The following is an 18,370-nucleotide window of genomic DNA, read 5'->3' as shown; positions in this document are numbered from 1 at the left end:
GAATAGAGTCTTTTCAATAGATATTAGGAGGAATACAAATGGCAAAAGATAGCTTACACAATAGCCGTACTTCTTTCACGCTAAATGGAAAAGAATATACTTATTATCGTTTAGCTGCTTTAGAAGAAGCAGGAATTGCAAACGTATCACGTCTACCATACTCAATTAAAGTATTACTAGAGTCTGTGTTACGTCAACATGATGGATATGTAATTAAAGATGAGCACGTTGAACAATTAGCAAAATGGGGTAAAGATGCGGATCCAGAAGCAGAGGTTCCATTTAAGCCTTCTCGAGTTGTCCTACAAGATTTCACAGGAGTACCAGTAGTAGTTGATTTAGCAGCATTACGTTCTGCGATGAACGAAATGGGCGGAAATCCAGATAAAATCAACCCTGCTATTCCAGTTGACCTTGTTATCGACCACTCCGTACAAGTAGATAAATACGGTACGGCATCAGCTTTACAAGCAAACATGGATCTTGAGTTTGAACGTAATGCAGAACGCTACAATTTCTTGAAATGGGCACAAACTTCATACGATAACTTCCGTGCTGTACCTCCAGCAACTGGTATCGTTCACCAAGTTAACCTAGAGTACTTAGCACCAATCGTTCATGTGAACGAAAGTGCTGACGGAACACTAGAAACATTCCCAGATTCAGTAGTAGGTACTGATTCACATACAACAATGATCAATGGTCTTGGTGTACTTGGATGGGGTGTAGGTGGTATCGAAGCTGAAGCAGGAATGCTTGGTCAACCTTCTTATTTCCCAATCCCAGAAGTTATCGGGGTAAAATTAGTAGGAGATCTTCCAAACGGAACTACTGCAACTGACTTAGCGCTTAAAGTTACTCAAGTACTTCGTCAACGCGGTGTTGTTGGTAAATTTGTTGAGTTCTTTGGTCCTGGTGTATCTAAATTACCACTTGCTGACCGTGCAACAATCGCTAATATGGCTCCAGAATATGGTGCAACATGTGGGTACTTCGCAATTGATGAAGAATCTCTTGAATACTTGCGTCTAACTGGCCGTGAAGAAGAGCATATCGAAGTAGTTGAAGCTTACCTAAAAGCAAATGACATGTTCTTTGATCCAGCTCTAGAGCCTGTTTATACAGATGTAATTGAAATTGACCTTGGAGATATCCAAGCTAACCTTTCAGGACCAAAACGTCCACAAGATTTAATTCCTCTTACTGATATGAAATCTCGTTACCGTGAAAGCGTAGTAGCTCCTCAAGGTACACAAGGCTTCGGATTATCAGAGAAAGAATTTGATAAATCTGCAACTGTTAAATTTGAAGACAGAGATGTTGTTATGCCAACTGGTGCTGTAGCTATTGCTGCAATCACTTCTTGTACAAACACATCTAACCCATATGTAATGCTTGCAGCTGGTTTAGTTGCGAAAAAAGCAGTAGAAAAAGGATTGAAAGTTCCTGCTTACGTAAAAACTTCATTAGCACCAGGTTCTAAGGTTGTTACTGGTTATTTACAAGATTCAGGACTAGACAAATTCCTTGATGAAATCGGATTTAACACAGTTGGATACGGCTGTACAACATGTATCGGTAACTCTGGTCCATTATTACCAGAAATCGAGAAAGCAATCATTGACGAAGATCTTTTCGTAACTTCTGTTCTTTCTGGTAACCGTAACTTTGAAGGTCGTGTACATCCATTAGTAAAAGCTAACTACTTAGCTTCACCACCATTAGTAGTGGCTTATGCTCTTGCAGGTACTGTTGACATCGATCTTCAAAAAGATTCATTTGGTAAAGACGCAGATGGTAACGAAGTATACTTTGCTGATATTTGGCCTTCAACTGAAGAAGTTAACCAAGTGCTTTCTAAAGTAGTTACTCGTGAGCTATTCCAAAAAGAATATGCACGCGTATTTGATGAAAACGAAGCTTGGAATGCTATTGAAACTTCAACTGAATCATTGTATTCATTTGATGACAAATCAACTTATATTCAAAACCCACCATTCTTCCAAGGATTATCTAAGGAGCCAGGTTCAATTGAAACGCTTGCTGGACTTCGCGTAGTTGCGAAATTCGGTGACTCTATTACAACTGACCATATCTCTCCAGCAGGTGCTATCGGTAAAGATACACCAGCAGGTAAATACTTGCGTGAGAATGGAGTAGAAATTCGTGATTTCAACTCATACGGTTCACGTCGTGGTAACCATGAAGTAATGATGCGTGGTACATTCGCTAATATCCGTATCCGTAACCAAATTGCTCCTGGTACAGAAGGTGGATACACTACTTACTGGCCAACGGGCGAAATCATGTCTATCTATGATGCTGCTATGAAGTACCAAGAAGAAGGTACTGGTTTAGTAGTAATCGGCGGAAAAGATTACGGGATGGGATCATCTCGTGACTGGGCAGCAAAAGGAACAAATCTTTTAGGTATTAAAGCTGTTATTACAGAAAGCTTTGAGCGTATTCACCGTTCAAATCTTGTAATGATGGGTGTTCTACCACTTAACTTCTTACCAGGAGAAAATGCTGAAACTTTAGGATTGACTGGTAAAGAGGAAATCAGCATTAACATTGCTGAAGGAGTTAAACCTCGTGATATTCTGAAAGTAACAGCTAAAGCTGAAGATGGTTCTGTAAAAGAATTCAACGTGCTTGCTCGTTTCGATTCAGAGGTTGAGGTAGATTACTACCGTCATGGTGGTATCCTTCAAATGGTATTACGTAACAAAATGCTAGAAGCTTAATAAATAGATTAAAGGACCTAAATCTTAAATGATTTAGGTTCTTTTTTTGTTGTTTAGGAAATTATAAAATTCTGAACCTGTGGATAAATTGATGTCTAGTTACCTCACCTTGCCCCTCGGGGTCAAATGGATAAAAGCTCCGGTGGCTGAGGAACTGCCTCTTCGCTTTTCCCCATTTGCCTGTCGGGGCAGACGTAGGTGCCTGCGCTTTTCTTGCATGAATTAACAAAATATTCTTTATAAGAACATATATTCGTGTTAGTATCTAAATAATGGGGGGATTTTATGATAATAGAGGGTTTTGAACTGGCAGAGCGAATGAAATTTTATAAGGTACCTGGTATAAGCATTACATTTATTGATCAAGGGCAAATAAGTGAGGGTGTCAATGAAGGCTCCATAGAAAAGGGGTGTGAGAAAAATGTTAAAGAAGATACTCTTTTTAACGCTTGTTCGTTAAGCAAGTTTTTAACTGGAATGCTAGTCATGAAGCTCACCGAATTAGGGAAAATTAACCTAGATGAAGATATAAATAAGAAACTTGTAAGTTGGCATTTACCCGAAAATAAATTTACAAAACTAAAAGCGGTGACACTACGAAACTTACTAAGCCATCAGTCGGGTATTAAAGACCCTGTAAATAGTTTTACAGAGTTAAATCCAAATTATAGTGCCCCATCAATGATCAAACTTTTGGAAGGAGAAAGTCATTACACTGCTTACCCTATAAATGTTACATATGAACCTGGAAGTGAATTTCATTATTCAGATGCAGGATATTGTATCATTCAGCAAATTATAGAAGACGTTTTAAAAGAGCCATTTCCTCAAGTAATGGATAAATTCATTTTTCGACCATTAAATATGGAAAATAGTAAATATGTTATTAGTTCGTCTAGTATATGTAAGGAAAACTTTTCATGTGGTCACAGCAAGCACGGAGACGTTGTGGAGGGTAAATATACGATCTATCCATACTCAGCTGCTTCAGGATTATGGTCTACATCTAAAGATATTGCAAAGCTAGTCCAAGAACTAATGAATGCGCTAAAAGGAGAAAGCATAACAGGCATTTCTTCAACGGTTGCTAAAGAATTGATTACTCCCCAAGGAGGAAAAGAATGGTCTGGACTTAGCGTGTTTCTTGATAAAGTAGGGAATGAGCTAGAAATTACATCACTTGGGTGGGGTGTAGGCTATCAAAGTATGATGGTGGCGTTTCCATATTTAAACAAAGGTGCTGTGATCATGACTAACGCTGATCTCGGTGTTCATCAGTTAGATGGTATCATCGGTGAAATATATCAAGTATGGATTAATTCTTAAGGGAGGGCAACGAATGAGGATAATAATGGCTTCACCAACTGAAATACATAAAGTAAATTCCTTTTTTATAGAGCATTTAAATCCTATTAGCAGCGAGCTTTACTCAGCTGAGTTTTTGTGTCCTCTTGGCATACAAGCAGCCATTAGAAGAAATCAAATGGTTGTAGCCGTAGTAGATGGTGAAATAGTTGGAGCAATGCGGTTTTATCCAAAGAAAACAACTAATACTATCTCGCTTTATCAATTTGCTATAAGCAATGAGCATCGTGGAAAAGGGATTTTAAAAAAAATGTTACTTTTTATAAAGGCTGTACCTATTAATGCTCTCTGCCCAGTTGCTTCTGAATTTAACAATTACTTTTTAAAAACGGATTGGCAGCTACAGAAAAAAAGAGGCGAGTATAACGAATGGATATTTCAATAAGAGCAGCACTTCAACATTTTTGCCTGGTTAACTCCCAACTATGAATAAACATTTCGTTTAAATATAGGTTTGTAGATGTAGGTGGTAGCTCTAGCGAAGGAGTTAAGCTGATAACAGATCATAACACACCCAAAAGCTTCCACCTAGAGTAAAAATATATGAAACTATATGGTACAAAGCTTATCTTTCCTATTGTCGATTTCATTAAACAACTGTGTTTAAGATTTATTTATTCTTAGCTTTGTTAAAATTTTTGGTTGATTTTGACTAACAATTCTTTTTTATAGTGACTGTAAACATAAACAATTGAACTTTAAATGGCTATTAAGAACATAAATAGAAGATGAAATTGGGGTTGGTGACAGTTTTTCGGCTTTATTTAAGCGAGTAAATTTATAAGCAATTTATCGATGCATCAAAGAGGTTCCTATTTATTGATTGGAGCGCCAGACGGCGACTCCTACGGGATGAGTGAGACAGATAAGACATCACAACCACGCGCGTAAGTGATTGTGATGGCTTATCGCTCACCCCGAGGAAAGCGTCCGGCTGGGGCGAAAAATCAATTCTACTCTCTGATCTAAGATTTCTTTGGATCATAGCCTTATTCTTTAACAATTCTCTACATGAGCTAAATCTGGTATAGGGTACTTCACTTCCGAAAAGTTATGGATTAGCAACTCTTCTTTTATCATTTGACCTGTTCTTTTATCGATAGTCTTTCTCCAAATCTCGTTTTGACGAAAGTTTTTCCCGTTTTGTTTTAAAAATTGATGATTTCTTTCATCGATATGATAGGAATAGGGCATTTCTTCTTTAGCGAAAATGGCACCCTTCAAGTGTTTATCAGTTACCCAAACCTTTATTTGAAATGAGTTAGGTGTCGGATTATAAAATCGTAAATCAACATAATTGTAAAAGACACTGGCTCCACTGCCAAAAGGAAGCGTACGCCCCGAGTCAGGAAAAGGATCAAAACTATGATGATGTCTTTCTATAACATTAAGAGGTGTGTGTAGCACCATCCAATATAAGAGGTTTGCAAGCTGACATATCCCACCGCCAATGCCCTTCTTCACCTCTCCTCTGGAGAGCTGCATGCCTTCAATATAGCCTTTTGCTTTTGTAGCTTTTCCAACAAGCTTCCAAAAGGAAACAATCTCACCAGGTTTGATAATGATTCCATCTATTTTACTAGAAGCAATCTTCAAGTTTGTTATTTTGTTTTCTTGCAATTGAGGGTCGCTTTCACCTAATGTCCTTCTCAACAATGATTGGTGTTTTTTGCAGGTGTATGGAAATGTGGTTGACAGTAACTTGCTGGTAGCTAGCTTTTGCACATCTTGTAAATTGATTATCGACCTGACTAATCTTTTCTGTTGAATACGTAGGTGATAGAAAATTGGATGGAATTCAGATAATCTCAATTTTATTTTCCTCCCTGCTTTTTACTTGAAGTTTTTATCATGAAAAAGCTAATATAAGTTTCTTACTTATTTCTTCCATTCAGGCTGGGTAATAGAAAAAATAAAAGCGTCATGTGATTCGGTATCTTGATATAGATAACCTTTTAAGACACCTTCTTTTTCAAAGCCCATTTTTAAGAGTAAGGCGAATGATGCTTCATTTTGAGGGAAGGTTACAGCCCCTATACGAAAAAGTTTTAATTCATTAAAGCAATAATCAATCACGGCTTCTACAGCTTCCGTCACAATTCCTTTTCTCCAATGGGCGGGCAATAAATCATAGCCGATTTCTGTTCTTTTGCTATTTAAGGATAGGTTATTTAACCCTACTGTACCGATTAATTCTCCTGTTTCTCTCCAAACGATTCCCCAACGCATGGATCTTTTTTGCTCATACCCATTCCCAAAGGATTTTACCATTGTTGCTGCTTGGTCGATGCTAGTTAATGGGGACATTCCGTAATATTGAATGACTTCTTCATTGGAAAAAATGGAGTAAATGCTAGCCACATGCTCTTCATTTATTTCTATTAAATTTAATCTCTCTGTCTTTAATATTGGAAAACTCATTTCATAACCCCTTTTCTAAAATTCATATATTTTAGCATAACTGTAATTATCTATCTATTCAATTAAATTTTATGTTAGGATATGTTTAAATAAACGGTTTCTTTAGGGGGGATTCGATGGAACAACCAACAATATTAGTATCTAAGCTCACATCACCGATTCCTTCTTCTAATTACATGAGAAGGTCCTCTCTAATTAAAAAGTTAAAAAGTAAAGCAGATAAAAAGGTTTGTCTTTTACATAGTGGTGCAGGATTTGGAAAAAGCTCTGCGCTTGCTCAATATTTCTACGACACAAAGGAAGCGTTTTCATGGTACTCAATATCCGAGGAGGACGATAATATTCTTCCTTTTCTCCGTTATCTAGTGCATAGCATACGAAGAGTGGTTCCAACGTTCGGGAGTAGTCTACTAGAAGACAATATTCATTTCATTTACCCAAAGGAGACAGAGTTGACTAGGTGGTATTCTCTATTTTGTAACGAACTAGCCATGATTAATACCCCTTTTACGATTGTCTTAGATGATTATCATTTAGTTGACCATGTATTCCATATAAATTATGTAATCGAAAAAATAATAGAATTTCTACCTCCTTCTATTAATCTCGTTATAGCTTCTCGGATTCGACCGAAGTGGACTGTGTTGCTCAAGCTTAAGTTAAACGGTCAACTAGTTGAGCTAAAAGAACAGGATTTTATGTTTAGCGAGGAAGAAATTCAAGTGTTCTTTGAAGATTATCATGAAAAGTCGATTACTAACGTGGAAGCAGAGAATATTTTAAAGCTAACGGAGGGATGGGCGATTGCCATCCAATTGATTGCTGTTCAATTAGTAGAGTCTCAGAAAACGATAGCAGATCTTACTAAATTTGCGCTTAATGATTTGTTTTCCTATCTTTCTGAAGAAGTATTTTCTAATATGTCACCAAAAGATCAGCTTTCTTTATTGAATTTCAGTATATTTCCTGTCTTTTCTGCTGAAGAAATAGATGAATTCTTTGGTAAGGAAGAATTTGCTCAGTTTGAGATATTAACCTCTAGTCATTCTTTTATCCAAAAGTTAAGTGATTCCAATACTTATAGGTTTCACGCTTTGTTTCAACAATTTTTAGAAGATAAGTGGCTCCATACGAATTCTATTGGTTTTTATGAAACACATAAAGAAGTCGCTAGTTTTTTTAAAGAGAAAAATAACGTCGTCCAAGCTATATATCACGCCGTAAAATGTAAAAACGAACAATTTTTAGCCGAGATGATTATTCCGAACGCCAATTCCATGATTTTGGCTGGTCAATTCGATTGGCTGCTGGAGTTGATGAAGGATCATTTATCTCCTTCTACAAGAGAACATTTTTATGAACTCTATTATTTTGAGGGGGAATGTCATCGATATCGAGCGTTTTATGAAAAAGCGAGGAAATCATATGAAAAGTGCCTAGCAATGGCTCAGGCAAAGCAGAATATTCTTTACATGAGCAGAGCTAATGCAGGGATTGCCCATATTTATCTAGATACGATTCAACCAGCATTAGCAAAATCATTTTTAGAGGAAGCTATTAAATGGGCAAATGATAGCAAAGAAATATCAAATGACGAGCAGAATTCCCTAAAAAGACTCCATGCGGAGAATTTAGTTAATTTAGGCAGGTCGAAAGATGCCAGTGAGTGGGTAACAAGGGAAAAGTTAGATCCATTTATTTTAAGAAATGGTAACTTGGATGCCCGAATATATTTAAGAACTGGAATGTTAAATGATGCTATACGAGTTTTAGAGATGAGACTAGAGGATGAACTAGCAATACCGGATTCTCATCGTGAAACTGCCTTACTGCTCTCGTTCATTTACTCATTGACAGGGGACACCGAAAAAGCGAAAAAAGCAGCTAACAAAGGAATTGAAACTGGCATTAAGGAAAAATCAGGCTTTGTGGAAGCGGTGGGATGGATTAGAAAAGGTCATGCGGAAATATTACATAATCCATTTGACCTTCATACTCCTGAAGCACTTTATTTAAAAGCTGTTCAACGTATGGAGGATTTGAATGTTTCGAGAGCTAAAGCTGAGCCTTACTTGGGACTTTCCATTTTAAAGTCCCGGCAAGGAAAATTTCAGGAAGCTATTAGTTATGGGGAAATGGGATTACGTGAAACAATCAGAAGTAATGATTATTGGTTATCTGCATATATAATGCTTGGTCTGTCCATTGTTTATTATGAAAATGAAGATTTAGATAAGGCAGAAGCACGGTGTCAGGAGGCAGCAACATTATTTTATGAAAACGGAGATATATACGGAGAAATGGCCAGTAATTATTGGCTTTCTCGTATTTATGCTGACCTTCAAATGAATGAGTTATTTATAAGTTCCATGGTTACATTCGCAAAAATATGTGTTGAAAATAATTTTCTTTTCTTTTTACAGAAAGAAACAGTATTTGGTCCAGTTGACTTACAGATAAATTTTCCCCTTATAAAAAAGGGCTTACTTCTAACCAAAAATAAAGATACTTTTTTACAAACGCTGAGAGAAAAATTAGTTGTACGAGAGGAGATTGCCTATCCTGGATATTCTTTAAGACTTCAACTTTTAGGCTCCTTTACGTTATATATGGGAATTCATGAAGTAGAGGAAAGAAAGTGGAAAAGGGAAAAATCGAAGGAACTTCTTACTTATTTATATTTGAATAAAAGTCGTTTTGTACCTAAGGAAGAATTAATAAGAAGCTTATGGAAAGAAAACGCCGATGAAAAATCATCTGATCGAGATTTTAAGGTTATTTTAAACGCATTGCTTAAAGTGATCGAACCAAGTAGGGAAGCTAGGGGAGAATCATATTTTATAATCCGAAAGCAATCGATGTATAGGCTAAACCCAGAGTCAGTGGTGAGAAGTGATTTAGAAACTTTCAATGATTACGCTACACTTGGTATGCTTGAAAAAGATGCTTCCTTAGCATTAGAGCACCTATTGAAGGCAGTGAGACTTTATAATGGCAGCCTATTAGAAGGAAAGCCAGCGATTGAGTGGATTTCCCATGAACGGGAGAAAACAGAACAACAGTATATATTGGTATTAGAAAGATTAGCGCAAACGAGTACACGTTTGAAGGACTTTGAGAAAACAATTTATTGGTCCCAGAAGCTTATCCACTTAGATCATACGTGGGAAGAGGCCTATCGTTTGCTCATGTTTGCTTATTATCAGCTTCAAAATAGAACGCAGGCAGTTAAATGGTATGAGCGCTGTGTAGCGACTTTGCACGAGGAGCTTCACGTAGAACCTATGCAAACGACTATTCAAATGTATGAGATGATTATCAATTATGGGTAAATTTTAAGGATATAAATATTTTTGAGCTTTACTAATTTTATTAACACAATGGCATTCATTTTAGACAGGTTTACTGGCGCGAATCGAATAGCTTTAGCAATGGTGCAATAGGCAAGACAAAAATAAATGAAATTATCGACCATGAATTATCTGCTAACGAATAAAACATAAAAAAGGCTTCGAAAATTTACGTACAGTAAAATTTTCGAAGCTTTTTTAATTTTACATGATTGCCCTAGCCAAGAATTTTGCAACTTATTTGTAACTCCGATTTTGTACAGTTAAAACGAAGCATGAGAGCGCTTACAAAATAATTGGGAGGTTAAGAACATTGAAAAAATGGATTCTATTTCTAATGCTATTATCGGTTTTATTTTTTAGTGCGGCTTGTAGTGAGGAGTCAGGTGAAGCTACTCCTGTTTCAGGCGAGGTGCAGGAAGGCGAGACTATTAAAATTGGTGTACTTGCTTCGTTGACTGGATCACTGGAGTCGTACGGGAAGCAAACTAGAAACGGTTTTGAACTTGGTTTAGAGTATGCGACTGGCGGGACAATGGAGATAGCTGGCAAGAAAATTGAGGTTGTTTACGAGGATACAGAGACTAAACCTGAGGTTGCTGTTCAAAAAGCGACAAAGCTTTTGGAAGAGGATGAAGTAGACTTCTTAGTTGGTTCCTCTAGTTCTGGGGATACGTTAGCTGTACTGCCACTTGCTGAGGAATATGAAAAGATTATGATCGTAGAACCTGCTGTAGCTGATAGTATCACGGGTTCTGAATTTAATCCATATATATTCCGTACGGCTCGTAATTCTTCTCAGGATGCAGTTGCAGGAGCAGCAGCGATTGCTAAAGAAGGAGTGAAGATAGCGACCTTCGCACCAGATTATTCCTTCGGCTGGGATGGAGTCACAGCATTTAAAGCAGCAGCTGAAAAGCTGGGGGCAGAAATCGTATTAGAGGAATACGCTGACCCTGCTGCAACAGATTTCACATCTAATCTACAAAAGGTAATTCAAGCGAAACCAGATTATCTTTTCGTCGTTTGGGCTGGGGCTAACTCACCTTGGAACCAAATTGCTGACTTAAAATTGCAGGATAAAGGAATAAAAATCTCTACGGGTGCACCAGATATCCCTGCTCTATCTATTATGGAGCCGCTAATTGGTATGGAGGGATTTTCGGTTTATTATCACACATTACCAGACAATGAAATTAATGATTGGTTAGTTGAGGAGCATAAAAAACGTTTTAATGGAGAAGTCCCTGATCTGTTCACTCCTGGTGGTATGTCAGCTGCCATTGCCATCGTAGAAGCACTAAAAAAATCTGAGGGTAATACAGATGCCAATGAGCTCATTAAGTTGATGGAAGGTATGTCTTTTGAAACTGCAAAAGGAAAAATGACGTTCCGTGCGGAAGATCATCAGGCACTTCAATCTTTATATTCTATTAAACTAGAGAAACAAGATGGTATCCCGTACCCAGTACCGGTTCTGATTCGAGAATTGTCACCAGAAGAAACGGAGCCACCAATTATAAACAAGAAGTAACGATATTAAAGAATTGAAGAAACTGACTGCCTAACATGGATTAGGAATGAAACTAACCTTGTTATAGATTTTTTCTAAAGCAAGGTTAGTGTTTAAGAGAGGAGTCAATTCGAATGGAACCTATATTAAGAACGGAAAACCTGACAATTAAATTTGGAGGTCAAATTGCAGTAGACCATGTGAATTTTACTATGCCCGAAAAACATTTCAAATCGATTATTGGTCCAAATGGAGCTGGAAAGACAACTTTTTTTAATTTAATTAGTGGTGAATTGAAGCCAACAGAAGGCGATGTATTTTATAAAGGTCGATCTTTGGCTAAGTATTCTTCTATCGAGAGGACGCGACAAGGCTTAGGTAGATCCTTTCAAATAACAAATGTATTCCCAAATCTCACTGTCATGGAAAATGTTAGACTTGCGGTGCAATCGAAACAGAAAGTCCGTTATCAAATGCTTCGTCATTTTAGTAGCTACCATAAATTTCAGGAAGAGGCAGAACAGCTGTTGGAGATGGTTTTACTGTCTAAAAAAGCATATGCCTTTGCGAATGAGCTTTCTCATGGGGAAAAAAGAAAATTAGAAATTGCCATGCTTCTTGCTTTAGATACAGAGGTGCTGCTGTTGGATGAGCCGACCGCCGGTATGTCTTTAGAGGAGGTTCCAGCAATATTAGATGTGATCAAGCAGATTAAACAAAAGGGAGACAAAACCATTTTGTTGATTGAACATAAGATGGATATGATTTTGGACCTCTCCGACTCTATTATGGTTTTGTTCAATGGAAGGCTACTTGCAGATGGTAGCCCTGATGAAATCATGAACAATGAAACCGTTCAAAATGCATATTTGGGAGGTTTATACGATGAGCACCTTGCTTAAATTAGAAAACGTTCACACTTATATTGGTCAATATCACATTTTGCAGGGAGTCTCTTTTGAAGCGAGGGAAGGAGAAGTGAGTGTACTGCTTGGTAGAAATGGAGCAGGGAAAACGACCACTTTAAAAACGATTATGGGCCTTACACCCGCCTCCAAAGGAATCATAACATACGATGACTCATCAATTGCCTCGCACGCTACTCATCAGATTGCCTCAAGTGGTATCGGCTATGTACCCGAGGATCAAGGTATATTTGGAGCATTAACCGTTGAGGAAAATTTAAAAGTAGCCATGAGAAAGGATGATGATGCTGCAAAAGAAAGGCAGGAATATGTCCTAGAGCTATTCCCAGATCTTAAAAAGTATTGGAAGAAGGATGGGGGGCATTTATCCGGAGGACAAAAACAAATGCTTTCGATGGCTAGGGCTTTCGTTAATGAAAGTAAACTTCTCTTAATAGACGAACCTTCAAAAGGTCTTGCACCGGTCGTTATTGAAAAGGTGATGGAAGCAATAATAGAGATGAAGAAGCAGACTACTATTATCCTGGTAGAACAAAATTTTATGATGGCAAGTAAAATCGGGGATACATACACACTAATCGATGATGGAGAAACTGTTCAATCAGGACAAATGAGTGAGCTAATCCAAGATGAAGAATTGAAGAGAAAATACCTCGGTATCGGGTAAAGGAGGAAGCTATATGGAGTTGATCATCAATTTATTGATAAACGGATTGGCAACTGGCATGTTGATATTTTTATTGGCAGCTGGATTAACCTTAATATTTGGGTTAATGGATGTCTTAAACTTTGCGCATGGAGGCTTATTTGCCTGGGGTGCTTTTTCTGGAGTATGGTTTTACAGTTTGACCGATAGCTTTACCTTAGCTCTGGTAGGAGCTGTTTTAACGGGAGCTTTATTGGGGTTCATAACCGAAAAGCTAATTATCACACCTGTTTACGGAAACCATGTACAGCAGATATTAATTACTCTAGGTTTCATGATTGTTCTTTCTGAAATGCTGAAGGTCGTTTTCGGACCAAACCAAATTCCAGCAAAAGTACCTCCTCTGTTAGCTGGAAGCTGGGAGGTTGGGGATGTCATCATTATTAAATATCGTTTATTTATCATCACCATTGGATTCATCGTGTTTGGTATTTTCCAATTCATTTTAAAACGAACAAAAATCGGTCTAACTGTACGCGCTGGTGTTATGAACAAGGAAATGGTGCAGGCGTTAGGTATAAATATAAAAAAGGTTTTTTTATATGTTTTTATGACAGGTGCAGCACTTGCAGCGTTAGGTGGTGCTTTAATGGCACCCTATTCAGGTGTGGTATACGCTGAAATGGGCATGGAGTATGCAATATTAGCCTTCATAGTAGTAGTCATTGGTGGAATGGGTAGTTTTCCAGGATCATTAATGGCAGCTATTTTAGTAGGTTTGTCAGGGAGCTTCATGGCGTATTATGTTCCAGCTCTATCACTTGCGGTAAATATGCTGCTAATGGCAGTCGTATTAATCTTCCGTCCGCAAGGTTTGTTTACTGCGAAAGGATGATACAAGGATGAAGTTAAAATCTACATTTCAAGTTAAACATGGCGTATTGTTGCTAATTATCGCTGCATTTACCATATTTCCATTTGTCTCAGATTCTAGAACATGGACTATTTTGCTGACTCAAATATTCATCTTTTCCATATTAGCGATGAGCTATGATATTTTGCTCGGTTATACAGGAATTGTATCCTTTGGTCATGCTATGTTCTTCGGTATGGGAGCATATTCCACGGCTATCATGTTAAACCACTTTGAGTCAACAGTCGGAATATTTATACTTTCAATTGCTGTAGGTATGGTTATTGCAGGGGTTATTAGCTTTTTAGTTGGATTGTTAACGCTACGTCTAAAAAGCCATTTCTTTGCCATGCTTACAATGGCGGTATCCGGACTATTTCTTGTCCTTGCAGAAAAGTGGAGAACTCTTACCTATGGAAATGATGGCTTTACATTTAGAGCTCCTGAAATTTTTAGAGATCGCATGGTGTTCTATCTATTGGTATTGGGGTGCCTCGTCCTAGTTTATCTATTCCTAAGAAGATTTGTAAATTCTCCTCTAGGTAAAGTGTTGATTGGAGTTAGAGAAAACGAGCAAAGAACAAAGTCACTTGGATACAACACGCTCTATTATAAGGTAATCGCTTCAGTAGTTGCGGGTGTAATTGCCAGTCTAGCAGGATCGTTATATGCGATATCGTTACGCTTTGTCAATACCAGTGTACTGACGATGGATATCACACTTGATGCATTATTAATGACAATTATAGGCGGTGTGGGCACACTTATTGGTCCTATTATAGGTGCAGGAGTTATTGAATTAGCACAGCATTATCTTTCTGGGCTAGCTAAGGAACATCCGATTTTTGAAAGATGGATTATATTCTTCGGTATTATTTATATTCTCGCCGTTATTTTCTTCCCTAGAGGCATAGTTGGAACCATTCAATATGCTTTCTGGAAACGGAAAAACAAAAAAAGTAATGTGGAAGTGGCTACTAAAAGGAGGGAGTTAGCAAAATGACGATAGGGATTGTCAGTACTGGAATATATATTCCAACAGATGTAATGACTGCTGAAGAAATCGCATTCCGTTCCAAACTCCCTATTGAAGTAGTCAAAAACAAAATGGGTATTTCAAAAAAGCCAATTCCAGGGAAAGATGATCATACAGTTGCAATGGGAATATGGGCAGCGGAGAAAGCATTGCAAAAAGGAAATGTGGATCCCAAATCTATCGATCTAATAATCTATATTGGGGAAGAGCACAAGGAATATCCCCTTTGGACAGCTGCCATTAAGATTCAAGAAGAGCTTGGCGCCTTTCACGCGTGGGGTTTTGATGTGGCGCTACGTTGTGGAACAACAATTATGGCAATGAAAGTTGCAAAGAGCATGATGCTCGCTGACCCCTCTATCCAAACAGTTTTGCTTGCGGGAGGTTATAGAAACAGTGACTTTATTGACTATACAAATGATCGGACGCGCTTCATGTTCAACCTAGGTGCAGGTGGAGCAGCAATGATTTTAAAAAGAGATTACGAGAAAAATACTGTTTTAGAGACGGATATAATCACGGACGGCTCTTTTTCAGAGGATGTATTGGTGCCTGTTGGAGGAACTAAGCAACCTTTATCACCTGAACATTTGGAGAATGGTTTGTATCGATTAGATGTAATGGATCCCGAGGGTATGAAGGCAAGACTAGAACAAAAATCGATGGACAATTTTTTAAAGGTTGTTAGGAATGCGCTTTTGAAAAGCGGATACAGTGACAACGATATCGATTATCTTGCCATCCTTCACATGAAAAGATCTGCACATGATTATGTCCTAGGTGAGCTGGGTTTGAATACGGAACAATCTATTTATTTAAGTGATTATGGGCACGTCGGACAGATGGATCAAATTATATCATTGGAATTAGCTGAAAAATCAGGGAAAATAAAAAGTGGAGATATTGTCGTTCTAGTAAGTGCTGGCATTGGCTACGCGTGGGGAGCAATAGTTATTAAATGGGGAATGGAAGGGAGAAATATATGAACATGACATTACAAAAAGTAACATTGGCAAATGGGGAGTCAATTACTTATAGGGAAAGAGCAAGGGGTAAGCGGATCCTCGTACTTGTTCATGGCAATATGACGTCATCAAAGCATTGGGATCTACTAATGGATGCTTTGGATGATTCATTTACTGTAATTGCTATGGATATGAGAGGTTTTGGAGGCTCTACTTATCATACACGAGTAAATGGGATAAAGGATTTTTCAAATGATTTAAAAGGTTTTGTCGACCACCTTTCCCTTAAGAAGTTTGACTTGATCGGCTGGTCTACTGGGGGCGCAGTATGTATGCAGTTCGTTGCTGATTGCCCTGGGTATTGTGAAAAACTGGTTCTCTTGGCGTCAGCATCCACCAGAGGATATCCATTCTTTGGGACGAATGCAGATGGCACGCCTAACTATAATGAAAGACTACAAACGATTGAGGAAATCGAGAATGATCCATCAAAAACGAAGGCGATGCAAGGATTGTATGATACAAAAAACAAAGAGGGCTTAAGGGCTGTATGGAATGCTGCAATCTATACACAAAGTAAACCGAATGAGCAATTATATGAAGAATATTTAGACGATATGCTGACACAACGAAATTTAGCTGATGTGTATCACAGCTTAAATATATTTAATATTGGTAAAGAGCATAATGGAGCCGCAAAAGGAACTAACCAGGCTAAGGATATAACCATACCAGTTCTTGTTATTCGTGGAGATCGAGATTATGTAGTTTCAGAGCAAATGACACAAGAAATCGTTGCAGATTTGGGTGACAATGCTACATATATCCCTTTAGTTAACTGTGGCCATTCTCCCTTAATTGATGATTTGGAGCAATTGCTAAGTGCTGTCGAACCATTTTTAAAGCCCAGTGGTAATATGTCAAGCGAAAAAAAGAAATGAATTGGAAATTACTTAAGTGATACTTTCCAAATGAACACTTTTTGCGCATACCAAATAAACCTCTCATTTTTCTGCTTTTAAAAAAGAAAAAAATGGAAGTTATTTAACGGGTGAAAGGTTGTGAGTTGGTTAACTCAGTCTCTCCTTTCTGGTGGTATGTACAGCTGATTCGTGCGTAGTAGCGAATGCACGAGGCGTACTAGTTTTCTAGCGGTTAAGACGAGAGCGCGTTTATGTTGGTGCTTGGTTACTTCTTGGTATTTCTTTTGATAAAAGGCTTTATATTCAGTGTCATATTTACGTACCGCATCTGCTGCTTGTACAAGATAATACCGTAGGTATTTATTGCCGGTTCGCATCCGGCTAGTATTTTCGGCTTCAAATTCGCCAGATTGATACTGTGTCCAAACGAGTCCAGCATATTTCGCTAATGCGTGGTGGTCATCAAAACGCTTGATATCTCCAATTTCGGCGAGCAAGCCGGCTGCGTACACGGGTCCAATGCCTTTTACGGAAGTTAATGTTTGGGTGAAACCTTTCATCATACGCTCGATTTCCTTATCCAAACGTTTGACTTGGGATTCCATATGGCGAATCGTACTTAAAATCACGGATAGTGAGATGTTAACGGGATCAGCCATGGCCTTGTCTAATCGAAAGGAATTACGTGCAAGCTTTTGAAGATATTTAGCGATTTCTTCTGGCTCGGCAAAACGTTTTTTGCCTTTCTCCTGTAAGAACTCAACCAGTTCTTCTAAAGGCATCTCGGCAATGGTTTCCGGATCTAGCTCTTCAATGACAGCGAGACTGGTCGTACCGAATGTATTCGAGAACGGGTTATCTTGGCGTAGGCCACTAAACTTTAAAAACAGTTGGTTCATCATGTAGGTTTTATTACGTGCAACTTCATGCATTAGATGGAATCGGGTACGTGTTAAACGACGAAGTGCTTCATATTGTAAGGTTTCTTGCATTTCATGTGGCAGACGTCCAAAGCGTAAATGATCCGCAATTACCCAGGCGTCAATTCGATCGTTTTTCGGTAACGTATCGTACCCCTTTTTAAAGCGAGATACTTTACGTGCATTTAACATATAAACCGCTGTTTGAAACGTTGGTTCATAATTGTGCAATTGATTCTTTAAATAATGAGCAACGTGCCAGCTATACTGGTCTGTCGCTTCTAATCCAATTTTAATATGTTCGCACTGATTTTTTTCCGCTGTTCCTAAAAGCTTTTGAATTAAGGTGTTCGCACCTTCTGTATCATTGGAAACAGAAAAATCAGCGAGCGTATGTCCCTCTCCATGCATGAAATGGACATGATGGGAGCGCAAACTCACGTCGATACCGACTAGCATTTGTGACATGCCAATCACCTCCTAAGGTGGGATTAATCAAGATTGTCTCAGACCTGGGTGCCCATCAGAATCATCGATGTCTGCCTCGTTATTAGCAATCAAAGTGAAAGAAGACCAAAATGAGCGCTACACTCTCTTCTTCCTCAGCGTCGCAGCCAGTGGTTAGACCTTCCATAATGAACGATG

At 38.2% G+C, this 18,370-nt stretch carries 14 protein-coding genes; 11 read left to right on the top strand and 3 right to left on the bottom strand.

The window, feature by feature from the left end:
• Positions 1-38: 38 nt before the first annotated feature.
• The 3 genes from acnA to MKY09_RS09805 all read left to right on the top strand — a co-directional run bounded on the left by acnA (position 39) and on the right by MKY09_RS09805 (position 4,497).
• Positions 39-2,747, top strand: coding sequence for an aconitate hydratase AcnA (gene acnA, locus MKY09_RS09815; protein WP_298473179.1), 2,709 nt, complete (start codon positions 39-41; stop codon positions 2,745-2,747).
• A gap of 285 nt (positions 2,748-3,032) precedes the next feature.
• Positions 3,033-4,073, top strand: a complete 1,041-nt coding sequence (locus MKY09_RS09810; protein WP_342566597.1) for a serine hydrolase domain-containing protein — start codon at positions 3,033-3,035, stop codon at positions 4,071-4,073.
• 13 nt (positions 4,074-4,086) lie between these two features.
• Positions 4,087-4,497: a GNAT family N-acetyltransferase gene (locus tag MKY09_RS09805; RefSeq protein WP_342566596.1), complete on the top strand. Its 411-nt coding sequence runs from the start codon at positions 4,087-4,089 to the stop codon at positions 4,495-4,497.
• 611 nt (positions 4,498-5,108) lie between these two features.
• Here the strand turns inward: MKY09_RS09805 and MKY09_RS09800 are convergent.
• Together MKY09_RS09800 and MKY09_RS09795 are read right to left on the bottom strand one after the other, a co-directional pair.
• The gene (locus tag MKY09_RS09800; RefSeq protein WP_342566595.1) at positions 5,109-5,924 is read right to left on the bottom strand and encodes a VanW family protein; all 816 of its coding nucleotides are present in this window, start codon (positions 5,922-5,924) and stop codon (positions 5,109-5,111) included.
• A 66-nt stretch (positions 5,925-5,990) separates the two neighbouring features.
• Positions 5,991-6,533, bottom strand: a complete 543-nt coding sequence (locus tag MKY09_RS09795; protein ID WP_342560741.1) for a GNAT family N-acetyltransferase — start codon at positions 6,531-6,533, stop codon at positions 5,991-5,993.
• Between the two features lie 116 nt (positions 6,534-6,649).
• On the opposite strand from MKY09_RS09795, the gene MKY09_RS09790 reads away from it, so the two are divergent.
• From MKY09_RS09790 to MKY09_RS09755, 8 genes are all read left to right on the top strand, one after another.
• Positions 6,650-9,865: a BTAD domain-containing putative transcriptional regulator gene (locus MKY09_RS09790; RefSeq protein ID WP_342566594.1), complete on the top strand. Its 3,216-nt coding sequence runs from the start codon at positions 6,650-6,652 to the stop codon at positions 9,863-9,865.
• A 355-nt stretch (positions 9,866-10,220) separates the two neighbouring features.
• Entirely contained in the window at positions 10,221-11,417 is a 1,197-nt protein-coding gene (locus MKY09_RS09785; RefSeq protein WP_342568232.1) for a substrate-binding domain-containing protein, read from the top strand.
• Between the two features lie 113 nt (positions 11,418-11,530).
• On the top strand, positions 11,531-12,298 hold the full coding sequence (locus tag MKY09_RS09780; RefSeq protein WP_298473165.1) for an ABC transporter ATP-binding protein: 768 nt from the start codon (positions 11,531-11,533) through the stop codon (positions 12,296-12,298).
• On the top strand, positions 12,282-12,989 hold the full coding sequence (locus tag MKY09_RS09775) for an ABC transporter ATP-binding protein (protein ID WP_342566593.1): 708 nt from the start codon (positions 12,282-12,284) through the stop codon (positions 12,987-12,989). Before MKY09_RS09780 ends, MKY09_RS09775 begins: the two co-directional genes overlap by 17 nt.
• A gap of 13 nt (positions 12,990-13,002) precedes the next feature.
• Positions 13,003-13,863: a branched-chain amino acid ABC transporter permease gene (locus tag MKY09_RS09770; RefSeq protein ID WP_298473158.1), complete on the top strand. Its 861-nt coding sequence runs from the start codon at positions 13,003-13,005 to the stop codon at positions 13,861-13,863.
• A 7-nt stretch (positions 13,864-13,870) separates the two neighbouring features.
• The gene (locus MKY09_RS09765) at positions 13,871-14,884 is read left to right on the top strand and encodes a branched-chain amino acid ABC transporter permease (RefSeq protein WP_169359183.1); all 1,014 of its coding nucleotides are present in this window, start codon (positions 13,871-13,873) and stop codon (positions 14,882-14,884) included.
• Positions 14,881-15,903, top strand: coding sequence for a 3-oxoacyl-ACP synthase (locus tag MKY09_RS09760; protein WP_342566592.1), 1,023 nt, complete (start codon positions 14,881-14,883; stop codon positions 15,901-15,903). Before MKY09_RS09765 ends, MKY09_RS09760 begins: the two co-directional genes overlap by 4 nt.
• 2 nt (positions 15,904-15,905) lie before the next feature.
• A complete protein-coding gene (locus tag MKY09_RS09755) occupies positions 15,906-16,823 on the top strand; it encodes an alpha/beta hydrolase (RefSeq protein WP_342568231.1) in 918 nt (305 codons plus the stop codon).
• 134 nt (positions 16,824-16,957) lie between these two features.
• Here MKY09_RS09755 and MKY09_RS09750 read toward each other — a convergent pair whose 3' ends face one another.
• The gene (locus MKY09_RS09750; protein ID WP_251557253.1) at positions 16,958-18,193 is read right to left on the bottom strand and encodes an IS110 family transposase; all 1,236 of its coding nucleotides are present in this window, start codon (positions 18,191-18,193) and stop codon (positions 16,958-16,960) included.
• Between the last annotated feature and the right edge of the window lie 177 nt (positions 18,194-18,370).

The sequence above is a fragment of the Psychrobacillus sp. FSL K6-4046 genome (genome assembly GCF_038624605.1).
Taxonomy (GTDB): domain Bacteria; phylum Bacillota; class Bacilli; order Bacillales_A; family Planococcaceae; genus Psychrobacillus.
This window is presented reverse-complemented; position numbering and strand designations above follow the sequence as displayed.

Excerpts from the sequence above, each read along its gene's own strand:
- acnA (WP_298473179.1), top strand. The coding sequence starts at position 39 with ATGGCAAAAGATAGCTTACACAATAGCCGTACTTCTTTCACGCTAAAT.
- MKY09_RS09810 (WP_342566597.1), top strand. The coding sequence starts at position 3,033 with ATGATAATAGAGGGTTTTGAACTGGCAGAGCGAATGAAATTTTATAAG.
- MKY09_RS09805 (WP_342566596.1), top strand. The coding sequence starts at position 4,087 with ATGAGGATAATAATGGCTTCACCAACTGAAATACATAAAGTAAATTCC.
- MKY09_RS09795 (WP_342560741.1), bottom strand. The coding sequence starts at position 6,533 with ATGAGTTTTCCAATATTAAAGACAGAGAGATTAAATTTAATAGAAATA.
- MKY09_RS09790 (WP_342566594.1), top strand. The coding sequence starts at position 6,650 with ATGGAACAACCAACAATATTAGTATCTAAGCTCACATCACCGATTCCT.
- MKY09_RS09785 (WP_342568232.1), top strand. The coding sequence starts at position 10,221 with ATGCTATTATCGGTTTTATTTTTTAGTGCGGCTTGTAGTGAGGAGTCA.
- MKY09_RS09780 (WP_298473165.1), top strand. The coding sequence starts at position 11,531 with ATGGAACCTATATTAAGAACGGAAAACCTGACAATTAAATTTGGAGGT.
- MKY09_RS09775 (WP_342566593.1), top strand. The coding sequence starts at position 12,282 with ATGAGCACCTTGCTTAAATTAGAAAACGTTCACACTTATATTGGTCAA.
- MKY09_RS09770 (WP_298473158.1), top strand. The coding sequence starts at position 13,003 with ATGGAGTTGATCATCAATTTATTGATAAACGGATTGGCAACTGGCATG.
- MKY09_RS09765 (WP_169359183.1), top strand. The coding sequence starts at position 13,871 with ATGAAGTTAAAATCTACATTTCAAGTTAAACATGGCGTATTGTTGCTA.
- MKY09_RS09760 (WP_342566592.1), top strand. The coding sequence starts at position 14,881 with ATGACGATAGGGATTGTCAGTACTGGAATATATATTCCAACAGATGTA.
- MKY09_RS09755 (WP_342568231.1), top strand. The coding sequence starts at position 15,906 with ATGACATTACAAAAAGTAACATTGGCAAATGGGGAGTCAATTACTTAT.
- MKY09_RS09750 (WP_251557253.1), bottom strand. The coding sequence starts at position 18,193 with ATGTCACAAATGCTAGTCGGTATCGACGTGAGTTTGCGCTCCCATCAT.